The 22569-nt window shown below is 69.0% G+C and carries 18 protein-coding genes; 5 read left to right on the top strand and 13 right to left on the bottom strand.

Annotation, left to right across the window (positions count from 1 at the left end):
* Positions 1–306 precede the first annotated feature (306 nt).
* The 3 genes from ACI2LP_RS32075 to thyX all read right to left on the bottom strand — a co-directional run bounded on the left by ACI2LP_RS32075 (position 307) and on the right by thyX (position 3993).
* Positions 307–1992 (bottom strand): ribonuclease J, encoded by a 1686-nt coding sequence (locus ACI2LP_RS32075; RefSeq protein ID WP_404728055.1) that lies wholly within the window; start codon positions 1990–1992, stop codon positions 307–309.
* 132 nt (positions 1993–2124) lie between these two features.
* Positions 2125–3024, bottom strand: a complete 900-nt coding sequence (gene dapA, locus ACI2LP_RS32070) for a 4-hydroxy-tetrahydrodipicolinate synthase (protein WP_404728054.1) — start codon at positions 3022–3024, stop codon at positions 2125–2127.
* A gap of 228 nt (positions 3025–3252) precedes the next feature.
* Positions 3253–3993 carry an FAD-dependent thymidylate synthase gene (thyX, locus tag ACI2LP_RS32065; protein ID WP_404728053.1) on the bottom strand — a complete coding sequence of 247 codons (741 nt, stop codon included), beginning with the start codon at positions 3991–3993 and terminating at the stop codon, positions 3253–3255.
* Between the two features lie 332 nt (positions 3994–4325).
* Between thyX and ACI2LP_RS32060 the strand changes: the two genes are divergently transcribed.
* The gene (locus ACI2LP_RS32060; protein ID WP_404728052.1) at positions 4326–4874 is read left to right on the top strand and encodes a hypothetical protein; all 549 of its coding nucleotides are present in this window, start codon (positions 4326–4328) and stop codon (positions 4872–4874) included.
* Between the two features lie 138 nt (positions 4875–5012).
* Here ACI2LP_RS32060 and ACI2LP_RS32055 read toward each other — a convergent pair whose 3' ends face one another.
* The 6 genes from ACI2LP_RS32055 to eccD form a co-directional block, all read right to left on the bottom strand.
* The gene (locus ACI2LP_RS32055; RefSeq protein ID WP_404728051.1) at positions 5013–5492 is read right to left on the bottom strand and encodes a hypothetical protein; all 480 of its coding nucleotides are present in this window, start codon (positions 5490–5492) and stop codon (positions 5013–5015) included.
* A 5-nt stretch (positions 5493–5497) separates the two neighbouring features.
* Positions 5498–6250, bottom strand: a complete 753-nt coding sequence (gene dapB / locus ACI2LP_RS32050) for a 4-hydroxy-tetrahydrodipicolinate reductase (protein WP_404728050.1) — start codon at positions 6248–6250, stop codon at positions 5498–5500.
* Between the two features lie 18 nt (positions 6251–6268).
* Positions 6269–7648, bottom strand: a complete 1380-nt coding sequence (locus ACI2LP_RS32045; protein ID WP_404728049.1) for a M16 family metallopeptidase — start codon at positions 7646–7648, stop codon at positions 6269–6271.
* Positions 7645–9861 (bottom strand): polyribonucleotide nucleotidyltransferase, encoded by a 2217-nt coding sequence (locus ACI2LP_RS32040; RefSeq protein WP_404728048.1) that lies wholly within the window; start codon positions 9859–9861, stop codon positions 7645–7647. The genes ACI2LP_RS32045 and ACI2LP_RS32040 overlap by 4 nt, the downstream gene beginning before the upstream one ends.
* Before the next feature lie 281 nt (positions 9862–10142).
* A complete protein-coding gene (rpsO, locus tag ACI2LP_RS32035; RefSeq protein WP_215096097.1) occupies positions 10143–10433 on the bottom strand; it encodes a 30S ribosomal protein S15 in 291 nt (96 codons plus the stop codon).
* A gap of 192 nt (positions 10434–10625) precedes the next feature.
* Positions 10626–12095, bottom strand: a complete 1470-nt coding sequence (gene eccD / locus ACI2LP_RS32030) for a type VII secretion integral membrane protein EccD (RefSeq protein WP_404728047.1) — start codon at positions 12093–12095, stop codon at positions 10626–10628.
* A gap of 185 nt (positions 12096–12280) precedes the next feature.
* Here eccD and eccCa point away from each other — a divergent pair, with 185 nt between their 5' ends.
* A complete protein-coding gene (gene eccCa / locus ACI2LP_RS32025; RefSeq protein ID WP_404728046.1) occupies positions 12281–16237 on the top strand; it encodes a type VII secretion protein EccCa in 3957 nt (1318 codons plus the stop codon).
* A 67-nt stretch (positions 16238–16304) separates the two neighbouring features.
* Positions 16305–16550, top strand: coding sequence for a DUF397 domain-containing protein (locus ACI2LP_RS32020; RefSeq protein WP_404728045.1), 246 nt, complete (start codon positions 16305–16307; stop codon positions 16548–16550).
* Positions 16551–16620: 70 nt separating this feature from the next.
* Here ACI2LP_RS32020 and ACI2LP_RS32015 read toward each other — a convergent pair whose 3' ends face one another.
* The 4 genes from ACI2LP_RS32015 to eccB all read right to left on the bottom strand — a co-directional run bounded on the left by ACI2LP_RS32015 (position 16621) and on the right by eccB (position 20248).
* Positions 16621–16914, bottom strand: coding sequence for a WXG100 family type VII secretion target (locus tag ACI2LP_RS32015; protein WP_404728044.1), 294 nt, complete (start codon positions 16912–16914; stop codon positions 16621–16623).
* 41 nt (positions 16915–16955) lie between these two features.
* Positions 16956–17297: a WXG100 family type VII secretion target gene (locus tag ACI2LP_RS32010; RefSeq protein WP_404728043.1), complete on the bottom strand. Its 342-nt coding sequence runs from the start codon at positions 17295–17297 to the stop codon at positions 16956–16958.
* Positions 17298–17443: 146 nt separating this feature from the next.
* Positions 17444–18691, bottom strand: coding sequence for a type VII secretion-associated serine protease mycosin (gene mycP / locus ACI2LP_RS32005; protein WP_404728042.1), 1248 nt, complete (start codon positions 18689–18691; stop codon positions 17444–17446).
* A gap of 15 nt (positions 18692–18706) precedes the next feature.
* Positions 18707–20248: a type VII secretion protein EccB gene (gene eccB / locus ACI2LP_RS32000; protein WP_404728041.1), complete on the bottom strand. Its 1542-nt coding sequence runs from the start codon at positions 20246–20248 to the stop codon at positions 18707–18709.
* 221 nt (positions 20249–20469) lie between these two features.
* Here eccB and eccE point away from each other — a divergent pair, with 221 nt between their 5' ends.
* Positions 20470–21765: a type VII secretion protein EccE gene (eccE, locus tag ACI2LP_RS31995; RefSeq protein WP_404728040.1), complete on the top strand. Its 1296-nt coding sequence runs from the start codon at positions 20470–20472 to the stop codon at positions 21763–21765.
* Positions 21765–22484 (top strand): hypothetical protein, encoded by a 720-nt coding sequence (locus ACI2LP_RS31990; protein ID WP_404728039.1) that lies wholly within the window; start codon positions 21765–21767, stop codon positions 22482–22484. Before eccE ends, ACI2LP_RS31990 begins: the two co-directional genes overlap by 1 nt.
* The last annotated feature ends 85 nt before the right edge of the window (positions 22485–22569 follow it).

Below are 22569 nucleotides of genomic sequence, written 5' to 3'. Positions count from 1 at the left end.
ACCCACAGAACACTTTCCGGGGCTTTCCTCCGGGCGCTTCCCTTCGGTCTTGCGTTTCCAACCCTACCAGACTCTATTTCCGTTCCGTTTCCGGTAAGGAATTCGAATCCAGTGGCCGCTGGAGTGGCCTTTCGCCTTTCGGCGGACCCGACTTTATCAGAGATTCTGAGTCGGAATTCCCGCTCCGTTCGGGGACTGGCTTCCGCGCGCACAAGTGCGGCGGGTTCCCGTTCAGGCGGAGACGTAAACGTACTGGAGCGGAGCGCCCCGATGCAAATCGGGGGCTCCGCCCAGGGGTTGGCCGCGTCAGACCTCGACGACGACCGGAAGGATCATCGGACGCCGGCGGTAGGTGTCGGAGACCCACTTGCCCACCGTGCGGCGGATGAGTTGCTGCAGCTGATGGGGCTCGGACACACCATCGGCAGCGCACTTGTGGATGACTTCGCCGATCTTCGGCATCACCGCGTCGAATGCGGCGTCCTCGATGCCGGAGCCGCGGGCGTGGATGTTCGGACCGCCGACGATCTTGCCTGTCGTGGAGTCCACCACCACGAAGACCGAGATGATGCCCTCGTCGCCCAGGATGCGGCGATCCTTGAGGGAGGACTCGGTGACATCGCCGACGGAGAGCCCGTCCACGTACACATAGCCCGCCTGGACCTTGCCGACGATCTTGGCCTTGCCGTCGACGAGGTCGACGACGACTCCGTCCTCGGCGATGACGATGTGGTCCTTCGGGACGCCCGTCAGCGCGCCGAGTTCGGCGTTGGCGCGCAGGTGGCGCCATTCGCCGTGGACCGGCATCAGGTTCTTCGGCTTGCAGATGTTGTAGAAGTACAACAGCTCGCCGGCCGAGGCGTGGCCCGAGACATGGACCTTGGCGTTGCCCTTGTGGACGACGTTCGCGCCCCAGCGGGTGAGGCCATTGATCACGCGGTAGACCGCGTTCTCGTTGCCCGGGATCAGGGACGACGCCAGGATCACCGTGTCGCCCTGGACGATCCGGATCTGGTGGTCGCGGTTGGCCATGCGGGAGAGAGCGGCCATCGGCTCGCCCTGGGAGCCCGTGCAGACCAGCACAACCTCGTGGTCCGGGAAGTCGTCGAGCGTCTTCACGTCGACGACCAGACCCGCCGGGACCCGCAGATAGCCGAGGTCGCGGGCGATGCCCATGTTGCGGACCATCGAGCGGCCGACGAAGGCCACGCGGCGGCCGTACTCGTGGGCCGCGTCGAGGATCTGCTGGATGCGGTGGACGTGGCTCGCGAAGCTGGCCACGATGATGCGCTTCTGGGCGTTCGCGAAGACCGTGCGCAGGACGTTCGAGATGTCGCGCTCGGGCGGGACGAAGCCCGGGACCTCGGCGTTCGTCGAGTCCGAGAGGAGGAGGTCGATGCCCTCCTCGCTCAGCCGCGCGAAGGCGTGCAGGTCCGTGAGGCGGCCGTCCAGCGGGAGCTGGTCCATCTTGAAGTCGCCGGTGTGGACCACCATGCCCGCGGGGGTGCGGATGGCGACAGCCAGCGCGTCGGGGATGGAGTGGTTGACCGCGACGAATTCGCAGTCGAAGGGGCCGATCCGCTCCCGGTGACCCTCGGTGACTTCGAGGGTGTACGGCCGGATGCGGTGCTCCTGGAGCTTTGCCTCGATCAGGGCGAGGGTCAACTTGGAGCCGATCAGCGGGATGTCGGGCTTCAGTCGGAGCAGATACGGGACGCCGCCGATGTGGTCCTCGTGGCCGTGCGTGAGCACGATGCCGTCGACGTCGTCGAGGCGGTCCCGGATGGTGCTGAAGTCCGGCAGGATCAGGTCGATGCCGGGCTGCTCCTCCTCGGGGAAGAGGACGCCGCAGTCGACGATCAGCAGCCGGCCGTCGTGCTCGAAGACCGTCATGTTCCGGCCGATCTCACCGAGACCGCCGAGAGGTGTGACGCGCAGGCCGCCCTTGGAAAGCTTCGGCGGGGCGCCGAGTTCAGGATGCGGATGACTCAAAAGACTCTCCTCACCATGTACGCCACGAACCGCTGAGGCACGTGGCGTACATGACATTCGTGCACTTGCTGTTGTCTGTTGACCGGCTGCGTGAGCCGGTTTTCTTCTCGTATTCAGTTGTGAAGTCCGTGTTTAGAGCTGTACCCCACCGGCCGCGAGGTCGATCTTGAGCTGCGCGGTCTGCTCCGGGGAGAGCTCGACCAGGGGGAGCCGGAGCGGGCCGGCCGGGAGGCCCTGGAGGGCCAGTGCCGCCTTGGTGGTGATGACGCCCTGGGTGCGGAACATGCCCGTGAAGACCGGAAGCAGCTGCTGGTGGATCTCGACGGCCTTCTGGACGTCTCCGGTGAGGTGGGCGTCGAGGAGGGCGCGGAGCTCGGGGGTGACGACGTGTCCGACGACGGACACGAAGCCGACGGCGCCGACCGAGAGCAGCGGGAGGTTGAGCATGTCGTCGCCGGAGTACCAGGCGAGACCGCTGCGGGCGATGGCCCAGCTGGCGCGGCCGAGGTCGCCCTTGGCGTCCTTGTTGGCGACGATACGCGGATGGTCGGCGAGGCGCACGAGCGTTTCGGTGTCGATCGGGACGCCGCTGCGGCCGGGGATGTCGTAGAGCATGACGGGCAGTTCCGTCGCGTCGGCGATGGCCGAGAAGTGACGGAACAAGCCCTCCTGCGGGGGCTTGTTGTAGTACGGGGTGACGGCGAGCAAGCCGTGCGCGCCGGCGCGTTCCGCCGTGCGGGCGAGCTCGATGCTGTGGCGGGTGTCGTTGGTGCCGATGCCGGCGACGACATGGGCCCGGTCTCCGACCGCTTCCAGTACGGCCCGTACGAGCTGGTCTTTCTCCGCGTCGCTGGTGGTCGGCGACTCACCGGTGGTGCCATTGATGATCAGGCCGTCGTTGCCTGCGTCCACCAGATGGGCCGCCAGTCGCTGGGCGCCGGCGAGGTCGAGTGCGCCGTCCGCCGTGAAGGGCGTGACCATGGCGGTGAGGACCCGCCCGAAGGGGGTCTGCGGAGTGGAGATCGGAGCCATGGGTAACACGCTACTCGCTGCTCAGCACGCAGTGTCCCCTCGGGGGACGTGACGTACGACGTTGCATGCGGAGCCCGGCACTGCCTGCTCGGGGGTTCAAGCAGTGCCGGGTCCGTTTGATCAGCCTAGATGAACTTCATGAAACACCGCAATGCGGACACTTCCCCGGGCCGACCCGTACATCAGTGCCCTGCGGGGCTTCCCCGGGACGTTCCCCGGGGAAGCGCGCTACGGGGCGATTCGGCCGTTCGCGTTGAAGGCGGCGTAGGTGAGCGGCATGAGCTTCGCCCACTGCTGCTCCATCTTCTCGCCGACCATCTCGATCTCCCGCTGCGGGAAGGACGGAACCTTCGCCAGCTCGTGCTGGGTGCGCAGGCCGAGGAAGTGCATGAGCGAGCGGGCGTTGCACGTCGCGTACATGGAGGAGAACAGGCCGACGGGGAGGACGGCGCGGGCGACCTCGCGGGCGATGCCCTCGGCCAGCATCTCCTGGTACGTCTCGTACGAGCGGCGGTACGAGTCGATCATGGCGTCGGAGACGACCTTGTGCTGCTCCGGGGAGCCGTCGATGAAGACGTACTTGCCGGGGCGGCCCTCCTGCACGAGCTTGCGGTTCTGGCCCGGGACGTAGAAGACCGGCTGCAGCTCCCGGTAACGGCCGGACTCCTCGTTGTACGACCAGCCGACCCGGTGCCGCATGAACTCGCGGAAGACGAAGATCGGGGCGCTGATGAAGAAGGTCATCGAGTTGTGCTCGAAGGGGCTGCCGTGGCGGTCCCGCATCAGGTAGTTGATCAGTCCCTTGGAGCGCTCCGGGTCCTTCTGGAGCTCCTCCAGAGACTGCTCGCCCGCCGTGGAGACGCGGGCGGCCCACAGCACGTCCGAGTCGCCGGCGGTGTGCTTCACCAGTTCGACGGTGACGTCACTGCGGTAACTCGGCGTGCCGGTCTCGGCGGGGGTGTCGGGCACCAGGGGGTCCTTCCGGTTGAACACAGAGGCGGCGCCCACTTTAACGACGGAACGCCTTCGCGGTGCCTCCGGCCCCTTTGGGCATTTCTGGGACCACAGGCACCACTGCTTTCTGCGTCTCTACCAGTAGACAGCGCCCGGCCACGCGATTCCAAGCCCTGCTCTTCGGCCTCCCGCCCCGGAACCGAGCCAGTCCCCGGGACATTCGCAGCAGTCGCAGGCGTCCGACGGCCGGTGACTCTTACGGCCCCCTGGGGTGGTCGGGCAGTGGCCCCCTCGGTAGCCTCACCGGGCACAGCCCAACCGAGTGTGCTGGTGAGTGAGGATCAGTCGTGCCCCTGCCCTTTCTGACGGCCGAGCGTGCGTTTGACACGAGCGCTGATGATGTCGCGCTTCCCTTCGACGATCACGACCAGTGGCGGCGTCCGTACCGTCCGGGCCCCTGGCGGGTCGGCGCGGCGGCGGTTTTGCTGCTGCTCGCGTCATTCGTGCTCATCGCGGCGATGATCATCGCCTTCGCCGGTGCGCTGCCGGGCGCGGGCGCCTGCGTGGGACTGGGGCTTGTGGTGATCGTCGCCGCACTGCGGCTGCTGCGGGTGGGCGTCTGGGTCAGCAGGCACGGGCTGCGCCGGGTGGCCTTCTTCTCGACCACCACGGTGAGGTGGAACCGTGCTTCAGCGGTACGGACCGTGCAGCAACCGGTGCGCTGGCTGGGGCTGCCGCGCACGGTTCAGGGGCAGGCGCTCGTGCTCGTACGACAGGGCGGGGAGACGCTGCACCTGTTGACCGACCACAACGCGGACTTTCTGTCGCGGGTCGAGGCGTTTGATCGGGCGGCGGACACGGTGGAGGCGTGGGGGTCGGAGTACCGGGGCGCCTGACGGTGGCCGTGCCTGCGGCTCTTTCGGGGCTCCGCCCGTGCCCCGTTTCGGAGGCTCCGCCGCCCCCGAGCCCTCGCTCCTCAATCGCCGGCGGGGCTTGATGTGCTCCTCCAGCGTCGGAGGAGCTTGAACTGCTCCTCAGGCGCCAGAAGGGCTTGATGTGGACGGGCTCGCCGTAGCCGGGCGGTCGTGGAGTGCGATCGCCTTTTGCATCGCCTTGCGGGCGCGCGGGGTGTCTCGCGCGTCGTGGTAGGCGACCGCCAGTCGGAACCAGCAGCGCCAGTCGTCCGGTGAGTCCTCCGTTTCGGCGCGGCGCCTGGCGAAGATCTCGTCGGCCGCGTCGCGGTCGACGCGCCCGCCGGGCGTACGCGTCGACTCGTCGGCCGGCAGGCCGCCTTCGGCCTCCAGCTCGCGGGCCAGCCGGTGGGCATTGCGGGCGAAGCGCGTGTTGTGCCGGAGGAACCAGGCGCCGACGCACGGCAGCAGGAAGGCCACCGCGCCCATCCCCATGGCGGCCGGCTCACCGGTCAGCAGGAGCAGTACGCCTTCCAGCGCCACCACGACGAAGACGACGACCAGCACGGTGGCGAGGAAGAAGTACGTGATCTTTCCACCCATGGCCGTCAGCCCAGGTCGAGGAAGTGTTCCAGGCCGAAGGTGAGGCCTGGGGTGGACACCACACGACGCACGCCGAGCAGGATGCCCGGCATGAAGCTGCTGTGGTGCAGGGAGTCGTGCCGGATGGTGAGCGTCTCGCCCTCACCGCCGAGCAGGACCTCCTGGTGGGCGAGGAGGCCGCGCAGTCGGACCGCGTGGACCGGGACGCCGTCGACGTTCGCCCCGCGGGCGCCCGCCAGCTCGGTGACCGTGGCATCGGGCTGCGGGGCGCTGCCCGCCTCCGCGCGGGCCGCCGCGATCAGTTGGGCGGTGCGGGTGGCGGTGCCGGAGGGCGCGTCGACCTTGTTCGGGTGGTGCAGCTCCACCACCTCGACGGACTCGAAGTAACGCGCCGCCTGCTGCGCGAACTTCATGGTGAGGACCGCGCCGATGGAGAAGTTCGGCGCGATGAGCACACCGGTCTCCGGCGATGCGGCGAGCAGGGTGTTCAGCTGCGCAAGGCGGTCGTCGGTCCAGCCGGTGGTGCCGACGACCGCGTGAATGCCGTGGCGTACACAGAAGTCGAGATTGCCCATCACCGAGGCCGGGGTGGTCAGTTCGACCACGGCCTGGGCGCCGTTCTCCACCAGGGCTTCCAGCTTGTCGTCCCGGCCGAGCGCCGCGACCAGTTCCATGTCGTCGGCGGCCTCGACGGCTCGTACCGCTTCCGAGCCGATCCGGCCCTTGGCACCGAGAACGGCCACGCGCAGCTTGCTCATTGCCTTACTTCCTCACCTTTAGGAGACCGCTTCGTGGAGGCGGTCCGCCTGCTTGTCCTTGAGCGGGCCGATCACCGACAGCGAGGGCCGCTGCCCCAGCACCTCGCCCGCCACCGCGCGTACCTCGTCGGGGGTGACGGCCGCGATCTGCGCGAGCATGTCGTCGACCGACATCTGCGCTCCCCAGCACAGTTCACTCTTGCCGATGCGGTTCATCAGCGCGCCCGTGTCCTCGAGACCCAGCACGGTGGAGCCGGAGAGCTGGCCGACCGCGCGGCCGATCTCCTCGTCGGAGAGGCCGTCGGTTGCGACGCGGTCGAGCTCGTCGCGGCAGATCTTCAGTACGTCGTGGACCTGGCTGGGGCGGCAGCCCGCGTAGACGCCGAAGAGGCCGGTGTCGGCGAAGCCCGAGGTGTACGAGTACACGCTGTAGGCCAGGCCGCGCTTCTCCCGGACCTCCTGGAAGAGCCGGGAGCTCATGCCACCGCCGAGTGCGGTGTTGAGTACGCCCAGGGCCCAGCGGCGGTCGTCCGTGCGGGCGAGACCCGGCATGCCGAGGACCACATGGGCCTGCTCGGTCTTGCGGTTCAGCAGCTCGACACGGCCCGCGGTGCGCAGAGAGCGGTGTCCGTCGCGGGGCGGGGTCGGGGCCGCGTCCGTACGCGAGAGCGCGCCGGCCTTCTCGAAGGCCTTGCGGACCTGGCGTACCACCGTGGCGTGGTCGATGTTGCCCGCGGCGGCCACGACCAGATGGGTCGGGTCGTAGTGCTTCTTGTAGAAGCGGCGGACCCGGTCTGCGGTGAGCGCGTTGACGGTGTCGACGGTGCCGAGGACCGGGCGGCCGAGGGGGGTGTCGCCGAACATGGTGTGCGCGAACAGGTCGTGCACACAGTCGCCAGGGTCGTCCTCGGTCATCGCGATCTCTTCGAGGATGACGCCGCGCTCGGCGTCGACGTCCTCCTGGAGGATCAGCGAGCCGGTGAGCATGTCGCAGACCACGTCGATGGCGAGCGGCAGGTCGGTGTCGAGCACCCGCGCGTAGTAGCAGGTGTACTCCTTCGCCGTGAAGGCGTTCATCTCGCCGCCGACCGCGTCGATCGCCGAGGAGATGTCGAGGGCGGAGCGCTTGTGCGTGCCCTTGAACAGGAGATGCTCGAGATAGTGCGTGGCGCCGCCGAGGGACGGCGTCTCGTCGCGGGAGCCGACATTCGCCCAGATCCCGAAGGTGGCCGAGCGTACGGAGGGCAGGGTCTCGGTGACGACGCGCAGGCCGCCGGGGAGGACGGTCCGCCGGACCGTGCCGATGCCGTGCTCGCCCTTGAGAAGCGTTTGGGTACGGGCGACGGCCCGCGCCTCCGAAGAGGTGCGGGCCGTCGTCCTGGAACTACGCGACGTCACTTGTCGGTGTCGTCCTTCTTGTCGTCGGCCTCTTCGCCCTCGATCACGGGGATCAGGGAGAGCTTGCCGCGGGAGTCGATCTCGGCGATCTCGACCTGGACCTTGGCGCCGACCGCGACCACGTCCTCGACGTTCTCCACGCGCTTGCCACCGGCGAGCTTGCGGATCTGCGAGATGTGGAGCAGGCCGTCCTTGCCCGGGAGCAGGGACACGAAGGCACCGAAGGTGGTCGTCTTGACGACCGTGCCCAGGTAGCGCTCGCCGACCTCCGGCATGGTCGGGTTGGCGATGCCGTTGATCGTGGCACGGGCGGCCTCGGCGGCCGGTCCGTCGGCGGCACCGATGTAGATGGTGCCGTCGTCCTCGATCGTGATGTCGGCGCCGGTGTCCTCCTGGATCTGGTTGATCATCTTGCCCTTGGGGCCGATGACCTCACCGATCTTGTCCACCGGGATCTTGACGGTGATGATCCGCGGGGCGTTCGGGGACATCTCGTCCGGGACGTCGATGGCCTCGTTCATCACATCGAGGATGTGGAGGCGGGCGTCGCGGGCCTGCTTCAGCGCGGCGGCCAGGACCGAGGCGGGGATGCCGTCGAGCTTGGTGTCGAGCTGGAGCGCGGTGACGAAGGTCTTCGTACCGGCGACCTTGAAGTCCATGTCACCGAAGGCGTCCTCCGCACCGAGGATGTCGGTGAGGGTGACGTAGTGGGTCTCGCCCTCGATCTCCTGGGAGATCAGGCCCATGGCGATACCGGCGACGGGGGCCTTGAGCGGCACACCGGCGTTCAGCAGCGACATGGTGGAGGCGCAGACCGAGCCCATCGACGTGGAGCCGTTGGAGCTCAGCGCCTCGGAGACCTGGCGGATGGCGTACGGGAACTCCTCGCGCGTCGGCAGCACCGGCACGAGCGCGCGCTCGGCCAGGGCGCCGTGGCCGATCTCGCGGCGCTTCGGCGAACCGACGCGGCCGGTCTCACCGGTGGAGTACGGCGGGAAGTTGTAGTTGTGCATGTAGCGCTTGCGGGTCACCGGGGAAAGGGTGTCCAGCTGCTGCTCCATCCGGAGCATGTTGAGGGTGGTGACGCCCAGGATCTGGGTCTCGCCACGCTCGAACAGCGCCGAGCCGTGCACGCGCGGGATGGCCTCGACCTCGGCGGCGAGCGTACGGATGTCCGTGACGCCACGGCCGTCGATGCGGACCTTCTCCTTGATGACGCGCTCGCGCACCAGGGTCTTGGTCAGCGAGCGGTAGGCGGCGGAGATCTCCTTCTCGCGGCCCTCGAACTGCGGGAGCAGCTTCTCGCCGGCCAGCGCCTTGACGCGGTCCAGCTCGGTCTCGCGCTCCTGCTTGCCGGCGATGGTGAGCGCCTGGGCGAGCTCGCTCTTGACCGCGGCGGTCAGTGCCTCGAGGACGTCGTCCTCGTAGTCCAGGAAGATCGGGAACTCGCCGGTCGGCTTGGCGGCCTTGGCGGCGAGGTCCGACTGCGCCTTGCACAGGACCTTGATGAACGGCTTGGCGGCCTCGAGACCGGCGGCCACGACCTCCTCGGTCGGCGCCTCGGCGCCGCCCTTGACGAGCTCGATGGTCTTCTCGGTGGCCTCGGCCTCGACCATCATGATCGCGACGTCGCCGTCCTCCAGGACGCGACCGGCGACCACCATGTCGAAGACCGCGTCCTCGAGCTCGGTGTGCGTCGGGAAGGCGACCCACTGGCCCTTGATCAGGGCGACACGGGTGCCGCCGATCGGGCCGGAGAAGGGCAGGCCGGCCAGCTGCGTGGAGCAGGAGGCGGCGTTGATCGCGACCACGTCGTACAGGTGGTCGGGGTTGAGCGCCATGATCGTTTCGACGACCTGGATCTCGTTGCGCAGGCCCTTCTTGAAGGACGGGCGCAGCGGGCGGTCGATCAGGCGACACGTGAGGATCGCGTCCTCGGAGGGGCGGCCCTCACGGCGGAAGAAGGAGCCGGGAATCTTGCCGGCTGCGTACATCCGCTCTTCGACGTCCACCGTCAGGGGGAAGAAGTCGAGCTGGTCCTTGGGCTTCTTGGAAGCGGTGGTGGCCGACAGCACCATGGTGTCGTCGTCCAGGTAGGCCACGGCGGAACCGGCGGCCTGACGGGCCAGGCGGCCCGTCTCGAAGCGGATGGTGCGGGTGCCGAAGGAACCGTTGTCAATAACGGCCTCGGCGTAGTGGGTCTCGTTCTCCACTAGCGTTTTCTCCTCGTCTTCGTCCCCTCGCCCGTGTGGCGGGGGACGGTGGCCGAGAAGCTCTCGTTCTGCGGGCCGGTCTTCGATCGAAGCACCCGGGGTGTGGTTCTCCGGGGGCCACTACCGAGGACCGGCGGCGGGGAGGCGGCTTCTCGCTCGTTCGGTATTGCGTTGTTGCGGTATTGCGTTGTGTGTCCAGACTAATTGCCGTCCGGCACGTCGCGCACGTACAGCAAAGGGAGCGGCCCCCTAAGAGTGGGAACCGCTCCCTTCACGGCGTCTTACTTGGCACCGCCGGCCGCACCACGGCGGATGCCGAGGCGGTCGACCAGGGCACGGAAGCGCTGGATGTCCTTCTTGGCCAGGTACTGCAGCAGACGGCGGCGCTGGCCCACCAGGATCAGCAGACCACGGCGGGAGTGGTGGTCGTGCTTGTGCGTCTTGAGGTGCTCGGTCAGGTCCGAGATGCGGCGGGAGAGCATCGCGACCTGGACCTCGGGGGAGCCGGTGTCGCCCTCCTTGGTGCCGAACTCGGACATGATCTGCTTCTTCGTAGCGGCGTCGAGAGACACTCGGTACTCCTCTTTGATGTTCGATGCGCCCACGAGTGCCCCTGGTCTTGATCTCAGGGGAGCTTCCGTGACTCGGAGGCGAAGGTCCGATGAGCGCGGATCCCAGATGATCCGGGAACGCGTATACAAACGGCCGTCACACAGCGTACCAGCCCCCGGCGCCGCTCTTGACAGGCGCTCTTGACGGGCGCTCTAGCTGGTCAGGGAGCGGGCCGCGTTGAAAACGTCGAGCACGGCCAGGCAGAGCGGGACCAGCGAGAGCAGTACCGCGCCCTCGGTGAGGTCGAGCAGGCGGCCCCAGAAGGGCGAGAGGCCCTTCTTCGGGATGACCAGGCCGATCGCGGTGATCAGGGCGGCACCGGCGGCGACGGCCGCGGTGAGCCAGATTGTACGGATGTCCAGGCCGCCCCGGTCCCCGTACATCAGCAGATCCTTGACCAGGTCGACGGGCGGGTTCAGGGAGAGGCCGAGGACCAGCAGCGCGATCGCGGCGAGGCCGGCGACCAGGGTGCAGGCGACCTGCGAGGTGTAGCGGAAGAGGCGGGCGCGCAGCAGCATCGCGAGGCCGGCGGCCAGGGCGAGGAACTGGCCCCAGATGCTGCTGGAGAAGCCGAGTACGGCAGCGCACGCGACAACGACCGCGGCGCAGCCGCCGACCAGGCCGAGCAGCATCTCGTGGCCGCGGCGGGCCTGGGCGGCGATCCGCTCGCCGTCGACGGGCTGGGCGTCCACGGTCTCGTTCGCGTCGGCCGCCTCGAACTCGTCGGCGGCGCTGCGCGGCGACGCGTAGCCGATGGGCAGCCGGGCGAAGCGGGCCGAGAGGCCGGGCAGGAAGGCGACCAGACCGATGGCGACCGGGGCCACGACGGAGGCGGTCTCGGTGGCCGTGGCCTCGGTGGTGATGGCCACGAAGGTGGCGAGGGTGCCGGTGGCGCCCAGGAAGGTGGCCGCCACGAAGGGTGCGTCGCCGCTCGGGGTGAGCGCGACCAGGGCGACCGAGGCGACCAGGACGGTCACGCAGCCGAGCAGGAACTGCAGCTTGCCGGGACCGTGGCCGGCGTCGGGCCCGACGATCCCGGAGCCCGCGATCATCAGCAGCGGCAGGGCGCCGAGCCCGAGGGCGACGGCGGTGGCCCGGTCCGAGTACACCCGGGCCCGGACGCCCGCGAAGGCGGTGAGCAGCAGTCCGGCCGCGCCCGCGATGATGCCGGGCAGGCTGTGCATGTCGTGCTGGAGCGGGTCGGCGAACCAGAGCACGAAGCCCATCAGGACCAGCAGCAGGACTCCGCCGACCAGGCCGGCGCCGCGCAGCAGGTCGTCGCTCCACAGATGCCGGTCGCGGGTGACGGCGGAGGCGACGGCGTCGGAGACGTCGTCGAAGACGGCGGGCGGCAGCGACTCCGCGAACGGGCGCAGGCTGAGCACCTCGCCGTCGAGCACCTGCTGCGCGGCGAGCGAGCGGGCGCCGTCGAGTACGGTGCCGTCGCGGCGCACCAGGTGGTAGCCGGTCGGAGATCCCGGAGCCTGGGTCTGGCCGGTGAGGCGCAGAATTTCCGGGTAGACGTCGGCGACGGCGATGTCCTCGGGGAGAGCGACATCGATACGGCTGTCCGGCGCCACGACGGTGACGCGGCAGAAGCCGGTCGCTGCGGTCGTACTCACGTTTCTGGACCCCCTGATTCGCGGTTGCGCACGGTGCGCGCGCCACCCTACCGGGACACACGGGATGGGTCTGCAAGTAGGATCACCGTCGCGCGGAGGGAGTTCCGCAGCAAAGGCAGTCACGGGGGCGTCGGTTGCGGAATCTGCCGTCCGTCTTCCGTACGTATCGAGGGATTGATGCTCCGGTGAGCCAGATCGTCGTGAAACGCCCGCCGAGGTCGCTGCCGCCTGAAGTACCCACGGAGGAACTGACTCTGGAGGCTCCTCCGGAGCTGCCGCGGGGTCAGCAGGAGGGCATGCTGATGCAGGTCCTGCCGGTCCTCGGCATGGGCTCTTCGGTGGTCTTCTTCTTCTCGCCCCAGGCACCGCCGTTCATGCGCATCATGGGTGTTCTGATGCTGGTGTCGACGGGCGCGATGGTCGTCGCCCAGGTCGCGAGATACCGCAAGGGTACGCAGGGGCAAATGGCAGATGTGCGCCGCGACTACCTCAAATACCTTGCCCAGACGCGGCGTACGGTGCGCAAGACGGCGCGCAAGCAGCGTGACGCGCAGCTGTATCTGCACCCCTCTCCCGAGCAGCTCTGGTCGGTGGTGGCCGAGGGCTCGCGGGTGTGGGAACGGCGCGTGGGCGACAACGACTTCGCGCAGGTGCGCGTCGGACTCGGCGCGCAGCAGCTGGCCACGCCGCTGATAGCGCCGGACACCGCACCGGTGGACGAGCTGGAGCCGCTGGCGGCCGGTGCGATGCAGCAATTCCTCGCGGTGCACGGCTCGTTGGACGGGCTGCCGATGGCGGTCTCGATGCGCGCCTTCTACCACGTGACGGTCTCCGGCGAGCCGGAGTCGGCGCAGTCCGCGGCGCGCGCTCTGGTCTCCCAGCTGGTGACGCTGCACTCCCCCGAGGACCTGATGGTCGCGGTGGTCGCGGCGCCGGGCGCGGTCGCGCGCTGGGACTGGACGAAGTGGATGCCGCACACGCAGGTGCCCGGGCAGGTGGACGGGGCAGGTACGAAGAGGCTGTTCGGCGACGACCTCGGCGAGCTGGAGCAGTTGCTGATCAGCCGTCTCGACGGGCGGCCCCGGTTCAGCCGGGAGAACCAGCCGGTGATGGACCAGCCGCACATCGTCGTCGTACTGGACGGCGGGATGGTGCCGCCGGACTCGCTGTTCGCGGCGGCCGAGGGCCTGCAGGGCGTCACCATCGTGGAGGTCGTCTCGGGCGAACTCGACGAGCCGCGCGGCGGTCTGTCCATAGTGGTGCGTCCCGGGCGGCTGCGTCTGGAGTCCGGACACCGGGTGGCGTACGAGGGGGTGCCCGACGGGATCTCGCTGCCGGCCGCCGAGGCGCTGGCGCGTCAGCTGGCGCCGCTGCGGATGGGCGGTGGTGACGACGACGAACCGCTGCTCGCCAACCTGGACTTCACCGATCTGCTGAACCTCGGCGACGCGGCCGGGGTCGATGTGGCACGCACCTGGCGGCCGCGTTCGGTGGCCGAGCGGCTGCGGGTGCCGATCGGCGTCGGCGAGGACGGCCAGCCGGTCATGCTCGACCTCAAGGAGGCCGCGCAGGAGGGCATGGGCCCGCACGGTCTGTGCGTCGGCGCGACCGGTTCCGGAAAGTCGGAACTGCTGCGCACGCTGGTGCTCGGCCTCGCGGTCACGCACTCCTCGGAGACCCTCAACTTCGTACTCGCGGACTTCAAGGGTGGTGCGACGTTCGCCGGAATGTCGCAGATGCCGCATGTCGCCGCCGTGATCACCAACCTCTCGGACGACCTCACGCTGGTCGACCGCATGGGAGACGCGATCCGCGGTGAACTGCAGCGGCGGCAGGAGCTGCTGCACAAGTCGGGCAACTACGCGAACATCCACGACTACGAGAAGGCCCGTGCGGCCGGTGCTCCGCTGGAGCCGCTGGCCTCGCTGGTCCTCGTACTCGACGAGTTCTCCGAACTCCTCACCGCCAAGCCGGACTTCATCGACATGTTCATCCAGATCGGCCGCATCGGCCGTTCGCTGGGAGTGCATCTGCTGCTGGCCTCGCAGCGGCTGGAGGAGGGCAAGCTGCGCGGTCTGGACACCTATCTCTCGTACCGGATCGGTCTGCGGACCTTCTCGGCGGCCGAGTCGCGTACGGCGATCGGTGTGCCCGACGCGTACCACCTGCCGTCGGTGCCCGGCTCCGGCTATCTGAAGTTCGGCACGGAAGAGATGACCCGCTTCAAGGCGGCGTACGTCTCCGGCACCTATCGCACGGGCGGCCCGGATCTGTCGGTGGGCCAGCTGCCCATCGAGCGGCGGCCCGCCGTCTTCACCGCGGCTCCCGTGCCGGTGGTCTACGCGGCGCCGGACCCGGCCGCGATGGCGGCCTCGGGCTCCTCCGAGGACGAGGCGCTCGCGGACACGGTGCTCGATGTGATCGTGCGCCGTCTGGAGGGTCAGGGCGTGCCCGCGCACCAGGTGTGGCTGCCGCCGCTGGACCAGGCGCCCACGCTCGACCAGCTACTGCCGGGCATCGCGCCGACGGCGGAGCGCGGTCTGACCGCGACCGAGTACACGCGCCCGGGCGGTCTCACCGTCCCGCTCGGCCTGATCGACAAGCCCTTCGAACAGCGCCGCGAGGTGCTGTACCGGGACTTCTCCGGCGCCGCGGGCCACATGATGATCGTCGGCGGTCCGCAGTCCGGCAAGTCGACGATGATGCGGACGCTGATCTCGTCGTTCGCGCTCACCCACACCCCGAGCGAAGTGCAGTTCTACGCGCTCGACTTCGGCGGTGGGGGTCTGTCGTCGCTGTCCGAGCTGCCGCATGTGGGCGGTGTCGCCTCGCGCCTCGACCCGGAGCGGGTGCGCCGTACGGTCGCCGAGGTGCTGGGCGTACTCAACCGGCGCGAGGAGTTCTTCCGGGCCAACAACATCGACTCCATCGCCACCTACCGGCGCAAGCGCGCCGCGGGCGAACTGCCGGGCGAGGCCTGGGGAGACGTCTTCCTGGTCATCGACGGCTGGGGCGGCTTCAAGAACGACTACGAGATGATGGAGCCGATCGTCGCCGATCTCACGGCGCGCGGTCTGGGCTACGGCATCCATGTGGTCATCACCGCCGCCCGCTACATGGAGGTGCGTGCGGCGCTCAAGGACCAGATGCTGGGGCGGCTGGAGCTGCGGCTCGGTGACGTCATGGACTCCGAGTTCGACCGCAAGGTCGCGGCGAACGTCCCGCCCGGTGTGCCGGGCCGTGGCCAGGTCCCGGAGAAGCTGCACTTCATGACGGCTCTGCCGCGTATCGACTCGATCAGCAGCTCCGGCGATCTGTCGGACGGCACGGCCGCCTTCGTGCAGTCGGTCAAGAGCAACTGGGCGGGCGCGCCCGCGCCGGCCGTCCGGCTGCTGCCGCGCCGGCTGCCGGCCGAGCAGCTGCCGAAGGGCTTCGAGTTCCCGCAGCACGGCATTGCGATCGGCATCGACGAGACGAACCTGGAGCCGGTGTTCGTCGACTTCGAGACGGACCCGTTCCTCCTGGTCTTCGGCGAGAGCGAGTCCGGCAAGACGGCGCTGCTGCGGCTGATCGCCAAGCAGATCTCCGAGCGCTACACCCCGGAGCAGGCGCGGATCGTGGTCGGCGACTACCGGCGCACGATGCTGGAGGCCGTGCCCTCCTCGCATCTGCTGGAGTACGCACCGATGACGTCCGCGATGGAAATGCACATGGACGCGATCGCCACGGTCATGGGCAAGCGGGCGCCGAAGCCGGACATCACTCCGCAGCAGCTGCGTGACCGCAGTTGGTGGACGGGGCCGCAGCTCTTCGTCCTCATCGACGACTACGAGCTGGTCGCCACCAACTCCGGCAATCCGCTCTCGGTGCTGGTGGAGAATCTGCCGTTCGCCCGCGATGTCGGCATCCGCTTCATCATCGCGCGCAGCCAGGCCGGCGCTTCACGTGCCATGTACGAATCCTTCATGCAGCGCATCAAGGAACTGGGAGCCCAGGGCGTCATCCTCTCGGGCGACCCTGGCGAGGGCGACATCCTCGGCAACGTCCGGGCGCGTCCGATGCCTCCGGGGCGTGGCACGTTCGTCTCGCGCAAGCGGGGCGCGCCGCTGATCCAGTTGGGCTGGATGCCGGATCACCAGTAGGCGCATCAGCCGCCCAGTAGGGTGGTTGAGCACTTCGTTCGGCACACCTGTGGGAGGAACCGCGCCGATGGCTGACGCAAGCGAGAAGGAACGCCAGAAGGAAGAGCTGTACGCCCTCGACATCTCCGGTGTGGAGTGGCTCGGCGCGCCAGGCACGAGCGAGGACGAGGAGCGGGTCGAGATCGCGCATCTGCCGGGCGGCGCGGTGGCGATGCGCTCGTCGCTGGAGCCGGAGACGGTGCTGCGGTACACGGAGGCCGAGTGGCGTGCGTTCGTCCTCGGCGCGCGCGACGGCGAATTCGACCTCAAGTAACTGCCGCCCACGCAAAGGGGGGTTGCCCGCTGGTGCGGGCAACCCCCCTTTGCGCGGTGCGGGACGCTGGTCAGTGCATCATGCGGAAACGGGCGGCATTGCCCTTGTCCGTGTCCTGGTAGCCGATGACCGACTCGTCGAGCAGACGCGCGATGTGCGCCAGGTCTGCGTTCAGGCCGTCCATGTCCTGGGCCAGGTTGCTCTGGATCTCGATGTAGGCCGTCTTGGCTTCACCGTCCCAGTTGCCTGCGACGCTCTTGACGTGCGACAGCAGGTCCCGGAGCTGCTCGTTCAGGTACGTCGAGGTGCCGCGGACGTCACCGGCCGCGGTGGTCACCGTGTCGTAATTGACAGCAGTCGTCATGCTTTACTCCTAGTGGCGGTTCTGCGAATGATCCGGACGGGTCAGATGCTGAGGATGGCGCTGCTGCCCTGCGAGGCTTCCGCCTTGCGGAAGGTCTGGATGCGCTCGGTCTCCTGCGCATCGAAGCCGTCGGCGCTCATCTTCACGAGGTTCTGGAGGTTCTCCAGGTCGCGCTGCACGTTCCGCAGACGCAGGTTCAGATCCTTCTGAACCCGGTCGTACTCCTGGCTCGCCGCACCCTTCCAGCCGGCCTGGATCTGGTCCACCACGCTGTTGAGCGACGTGATCCGGCTGTTCAGCTCGTTCTGGAACTTGTCGATCTGCTTGGACAGACCAGTGATTTCGCCACTAGTTACATTCAGGTCTTTGCCGCTACCCGACATCGTGCCCCTTCTTCCTTCGACGGTGACGTAGACGGAAGCCATGTGGATGCCGCCCCCGTGCCGGACCAGTCCTCACCGAGTCCGACTGTCACTCTATCCACTTGGTACGACAGTTCCAACTGCAAAGTCTCCTATGGAGACTTGGCTCACTGGGCCCTTTTGCGCCGGGTGTCCCTGATGACCGTTGCCGCGCCGGCAACCACAGCCACCAGTACGACGCCGATGCCCAACGCGTAGGTTGCATAACGCTCGTTGCGCTCTTGGACGGTCTCCGTCATCGCAAGATGAGCGGGCTCCGGCGCGGGTGCTTTCGGCGGGCCCGGGTCCGCACGCGGTGCGTCGATCGGACGGCCGTCGCCGCTTAGCGCGCGCACCGGGTCGACCACGCCCCAGCCGACGAAGTTGTCATGGCCGTTGATGCTGCGCTCGGCGGTCTGCTCGATCTGCGCGATGATCTGCGGCACGCTCCACTTGGGGTACTTGGCCTTCAGCAGAGCCGCGACACCGGCGACGTACGGGGCCGAGAAGCTGGTGCCGTTGTCGACGCACTGGCCGTTTCCGGGAACGGTGGACACGACGTCCACGCCCGGGGCCGCGACTCCTACGAAGGTGCCCGCCTGGGAGAAGACCGCCCGCTCGTTGTTGCGGTCGGAGGAGGCGACGGCGAGAACACCCGGGAAGGCCGCGGGATAGGTGTTCTTCAGCTTGCCGTCCATGCCGTCGTTGCCGGCCGACGCGACCACGACGATCTTCGCGTTGACGGCCCGCTGCACCGCCTTGTTGAGCTCCGAGCCGAGCGAGAGCGGCTTCGTCGTGTCCTGGGAGATGTTGATGACATCGGCGCCCTTGGCGATGGCGTGGTCGATCGCCGTGGCCATCGTCTTGTCGTTGCCGCTGTTCTTCTCGTCGTTCTGGCGGATCGGGATGATCGTGGCCTCGGGCGCCAGGCCGACGAAGCCGGTGCCCTTGCGGGGACGCGCGGCGATGATGCCCGCGACCTTGGTGCCATGGCCGACCTCGTCGACCGTACCGTCGGTCTTGCCGCGCTTGTCGTCGCTCGAACTCTCCTTGTCGGGCTTGAGGAGGTCCCGGCCCGCGGAGGCGTCGACGGCCGACTTGAGCTGGACGTTGTCGTTGTCCACGCCGGTGTCGATGACAGCGACCCGGACGCCCTTGCCCTTGGTGTCCTGCCAGAGCTCGTCCAGCAGGACCCGCTGGAGCGGCCAGGGGATCCCCTCGATCTGCTGCTTCATCGGGAAGGTGCACTCGCCGCTGCCGTTGATGCCGAGTTCGTTCGGCACCTCGTCGGCGTATGCGGCCGGGGGTGCGGCGGCCAGGCCCGTCAACGCCGTGGCGGCGGTCAGCAGGGCGGCCTTCCTGCGCAGTTGCGGCATCGGTCGCACTCCCCTTTACGAACCCTGCGGCTGGCGCGCGCTGTTGGTGTCCAGACGCGGGCCCTTGGACAGGAACTCCGACCAGGTGATCGGGACGAGGGTGGGAGTGACCTTCCCGTAGCCGAGCCGGATCTGCGCCTGGCTGGGCTCGGGGCGGCCGTCCTGCTGCTTCTCCTGATCGCCCGTGCCGATGTCGGAGCGGCCCTTGTCACTGTCGCCGTTTGCCTGCACCGCATACCGCAGTCCGGTGTCGGTCACCAGGAAGAGCGACCCGTCGGGCTTGCTCTGCTTGCCCTGGACCTGGGTGAACAACAGGCCGGTGCCGGGGGTGACATAGGTGCTGGTACCGCCCGCGGTGATCTCCGCGGGGTACTCCGATCCCGCCCAGGTCGACAGCGTCGTACGGCCCTTGTCGTCGACCTTGCGCAGCACGCTGCATACGGTGTCGCGGTCGCCGCTCGCATCGTTGACCTGGTCGGCCTGCTGCGCGGGCCAGCGGTACTCGGCGCCGAAGAAGGTGTTCTCGGGGGCGAAGGAGGCCGCGTCGACGCTGACCGCCTCGCCGCGCATGTTGAGCCGGTCGGTCTGCGGGGAGTTGATGAGCAGCCAGGCGGTGAATTCGGAGACCGGCTGGACCTTGCCCTGCAGGACGACGTAGTGCTGCGGCCCGGAACCGGTCTGGGCCTGCAGGACCATGCCGACCTTGTCCTGCTCCGGCGTCAGCCCGCCGCCGATTCCGGCAGTCGCGCCCACCACGCCGGGGATGACGGGGAAGTCGACCGGGCTGCCGGTGTGCAAAGTCGCCAGCCAGTCGTCGGTGACCGACTGCGGCTCCTTGCTGCCGACGAGCGCGCGGGTGAGGAACGCGGCGTCGGTCTGGGTGCCGCGCACCAGGTACTTGGTGCCGCCCGCGTCGACCAGGTAGCGCAGCCCGTCCTGGCCCTTCACGTACAGCACCTGGCCGCCGCTGAGGCGCTTCTTGCCCTCGGTGCGGCTCAGATCGCGCTCGCCGAGGACGAAGGTCGCCTTCTGCACGGTGCTGCCCTTGCCGCCGCCGGGCTGCTCACAGACCGCCCAGCGCTTGGACTTGCCGGCCTCCTTGTCGCTGGGCAGCCGGTCGGGTGCGTACGGGATACCGAGGATCGGCCCGCGTGGGGGCTTGCCCGCGTCCAGGATGTCGTCGCTGACCTGAATCACCTTGAACTGCTGGGGATCGAGCAGCAGTCGGGCGGAGGCGAGGTTCAGCACGGGGTGCAGCAGGATCTTCTTGTTCTTGCCCTTGCCGGTGGACAGCACCACATAGCGGGTGGTGGAGTCCTTGCCGATGATCACCTTGGTGCCGGGCGCCGCCCAGTCCTTGGGGGCCTTGGGCTTGAACATGCCGAAGGCGCCGAAGCCCGCCAGGATCAGCGCCCCGACGATCAGGCCGGGGATGACGGCGCGCATCGGACGCGGCGCCCCCTCCTCCGTACCGGTCGACGAGGGTTGCAGGAATGCCGCCACCGTGCGCTTCTTCGCAAAGGTGTATGCGTTGAGCTCATCCCGCCGTGATGCCATGAGTCCCCATTGATAAAGAAGGCACTGTCTCCCCGCGGGGGCCTTGTGGTGAGCACGGTCCCCGGGCCCTGCTTGCCGGACCGGCCCCCTACTATGCCTGTTGATCGATGGTGCTCGTGGGGCGGGTAGGGTGATCCAGCCGCCAAAGGCCTTGCTACGCAGGGCCGGACAGGGGTGATCGGGATGAATTGGGGCCTAATGAACCGGGGGGTGTCGGAATAATGGCTTCCGCGACGCGGGTACGGCCGGCCGCCCACGGGCAGGCCTCCGCGCGGCCCGCAGCGCCGTCCCAGGGACCGGCCGCACCCCGGCTCACAGCACGACCCGGGCACTTCGGTGCGTTCCGACTGCAACAGTTCGTACTGATCGAGATCGCCGCCGCGCTGCTCCTTGTCGCCTGGGTGATCGATCCCCTGTTGCTGGTCCCGGCAGTTGTGGTGGCCGCCGTGCTGGTACTGCTCGCGCTGCTGCGCCGGCACCGGCGTTCCCTGCCCGAGTGGCTCGCCACGGTCTTCGCGCTGCGCGCGCGCCGGCGCCGGGCCGCGTCCCTGGTCCTGCCGCGCGACACGGAACCGGGCCTTGCGCCCGCCGTCGAGTGCGACCCCGCCCTGCGGACGTACACCTACAGCGACCGCGACCGCCGCCCGGTCGGCATGATCGGCGACGGGACCTTCCTCACGGCGCTGCTGCAGGTCGAGTCGGACGCGACGGCCCTGCGCCCGGAGCGCACGGCGAGGCCGCTGCCGATGGCTCTCGTACGGGACGTGCTCGATGTCGACGGCATCCGACTGGAGTCGGCGCAGATCGTCCAGCACACCCAGCCCGCTCCCGCCCCGCATCTGCCCCAGCAGTCGGTGGCCGCGCGCAACTACGCGCCGCTGCAGGCCCAGACCGGCTCGCCCGCGATACGGATCACCTGGATCGCGCTCAAGCTCGACCCCGAGCTCTGCCCCGAGGCGGTGGCGGCGCGCGGAAGCGGTCTCGAAGGTGCGCAGAAGTGTCTGGTGCGCACGGCCGACCAGTTGGCGAGCCGGCTCACCGGCGCCGGGTTCCGGGCGACCGTGCTGACCGAGCAGGAGCTGACGGCTGCCATCGCCACCTCCTCCTGCGCCAGCCCCATGGCCATCGCCCAGGCCGGCCGGGCCGAGGCACCTGCCCGGCGCACTCAGGAGACCTCACGCACCTGGCGCGTCGACGACCGCCGCCACACCACGTACTGGGTGGGCCGCTGGCCCCAACTCGGCGGCGGCGGGGCCCCGATGCCGCAGCTCGTCGCGCTGCTCACCTCGATTCCCGCGCTGGCCACCACCTTCAGTCTCACGCTGGGCCACGGCGACCGGCAGGGCGTGTCGGTGACCGGCCATGTCCGCATCACCGGGCGCAGCGACGAGGAACTGGTCGCGGCCCGTCATGAACTGGAGCGCGCCGCCCGCGGGGTCAAGACCGGTCTGGTACGGCTCGACCGCGAGCAGCTGCCCGGGATGCTCGCCACACTGCCGCTCGGGGGAGCCCGCTGATGCCTTCGTCTGCCGCCAAGCCGCGTCTCGGCTTCGGACTGATCGGACCGCGCCGCGACCGGCACGCGCTGTCGCTGGACCAACTGGCCGCGCTCGCGCTGCCGGTCGGCGACGACGGCGTGGTGATCGGGGTCGACGCGGAGGGCAAGTCCGCCGTGCTCGGCATCAACCGCCCCACTCCGTACGACGTGACGCTCATCGGCGGTCTGTGGACGGCGCAGGTGCTCGCGCTGCGCGCGGCCGCGACCGGGGCCCGGGTCACCGTGGAGACGGGCCGGGCGCCCGCCTGGACGACGCTCGCGCAGGCGGCGGGCGGCGGAACGCAGGTCATCTCGCTGCACGATGTGGGCCGGGTGCCGCCGCAGGGTGCGTCGGCCGGCAGCCCGGTGGTCGTCATCCGTGACTGCGGAATGCGGCCGCCGCGCGGCCGGGTGGTCTCGGGTCCCTGGCAGTCGGTGGTGACGCTGCTGCCGTATCTGAGCCCGGTGGCGCCACGGCTGATGGAGAAGTCGGGCCTGGTCGGCGTTCAGCGCGTCTCGCCCGACGAGGCCGCGCAGATCGGGCGCATCATGCATCTCCCGCGGCCCGAGACGGAGGCACTGTCCACGCTCGCGGACGGCGTCACACTCTGGTGTACGGCGCGGGACCGGCAGTTCGTCATGACGCAGGCCACGGACGCCGAGACCGGATTGTTGGGCAGCGCCCGCCGGATGGACTGACCGGCCGTAAGTCCGTACGTAGTTGTACCGTTTTGACCCACCGGCTCCCTTACACTGCGCCGCACTCAGGTCACTTGGGGGCAGG

This window comes from Streptomyces sp. NPDC019890, assembly GCF_044903445.1.
In the GTDB taxonomy this organism is placed as follows: domain Bacteria; phylum Actinomycetota; class Actinomycetes; order Streptomycetales; family Streptomycetaceae; genus Streptomyces.
Note: the sequence above shows the minus strand (reverse complement) of the source record. Positions and strands in the feature narration are given on the sequence as shown.

Excerpts from the sequence above, each read along its gene's own strand:
- dapA (WP_404728054.1), bottom strand. The coding sequence starts at position 3,024 with ATGGCTCCGATCTCCACTCCGCAGACCCCCTTCGGGCGGGTCCTCACC.
- ACI2LP_RS32055 (WP_404728051.1), bottom strand. The coding sequence starts at position 5,492 with ATGGGTGGAAAGATCACGTACTTCTTCCTCGCCACCGTGCTGGTCGTC.
- dapB (WP_404728050.1), bottom strand. The coding sequence starts at position 6,250 with ATGAGCAAGCTGCGCGTGGCCGTTCTCGGTGCCAAGGGCCGGATCGGC.
- ACI2LP_RS32020 (WP_404728045.1), top strand. The coding sequence starts at position 16,305 with ATGGCTGACGCAAGCGAGAAGGAACGCCAGAAGGAAGAGCTGTACGCC.
- ACI2LP_RS32015 (WP_404728044.1), bottom strand. The coding sequence starts at position 16,914 with ATGACGACTGCTGTCAATTACGACACGGTGACCACCGCGGCCGGTGAC.
- ACI2LP_RS32010 (WP_404728043.1), bottom strand. The coding sequence starts at position 17,297 with ATGTCGGGTAGCGGCAAAGACCTGAATGTAACTAGTGGCGAAATCACT.
- mycP (WP_404728042.1), bottom strand. The coding sequence starts at position 18,691 with ATGCCGCAACTGCGCAGGAAGGCCGCCCTGCTGACCGCCGCCACGGCG.
- eccB (WP_404728041.1), bottom strand. The coding sequence starts at position 20,248 with ATGGCATCACGGCGGGATGAGCTCAACGCATACACCTTTGCGAAGAAG.
- eccE (WP_404728040.1), top strand. The coding sequence starts at position 20,470 with ATGGCTTCCGCGACGCGGGTACGGCCGGCCGCCCACGGGCAGGCCTCC.
- ACI2LP_RS31990 (WP_404728039.1), top strand. The coding sequence starts at position 21,765 with ATGCCTTCGTCTGCCGCCAAGCCGCGTCTCGGCTTCGGACTGATCGGA.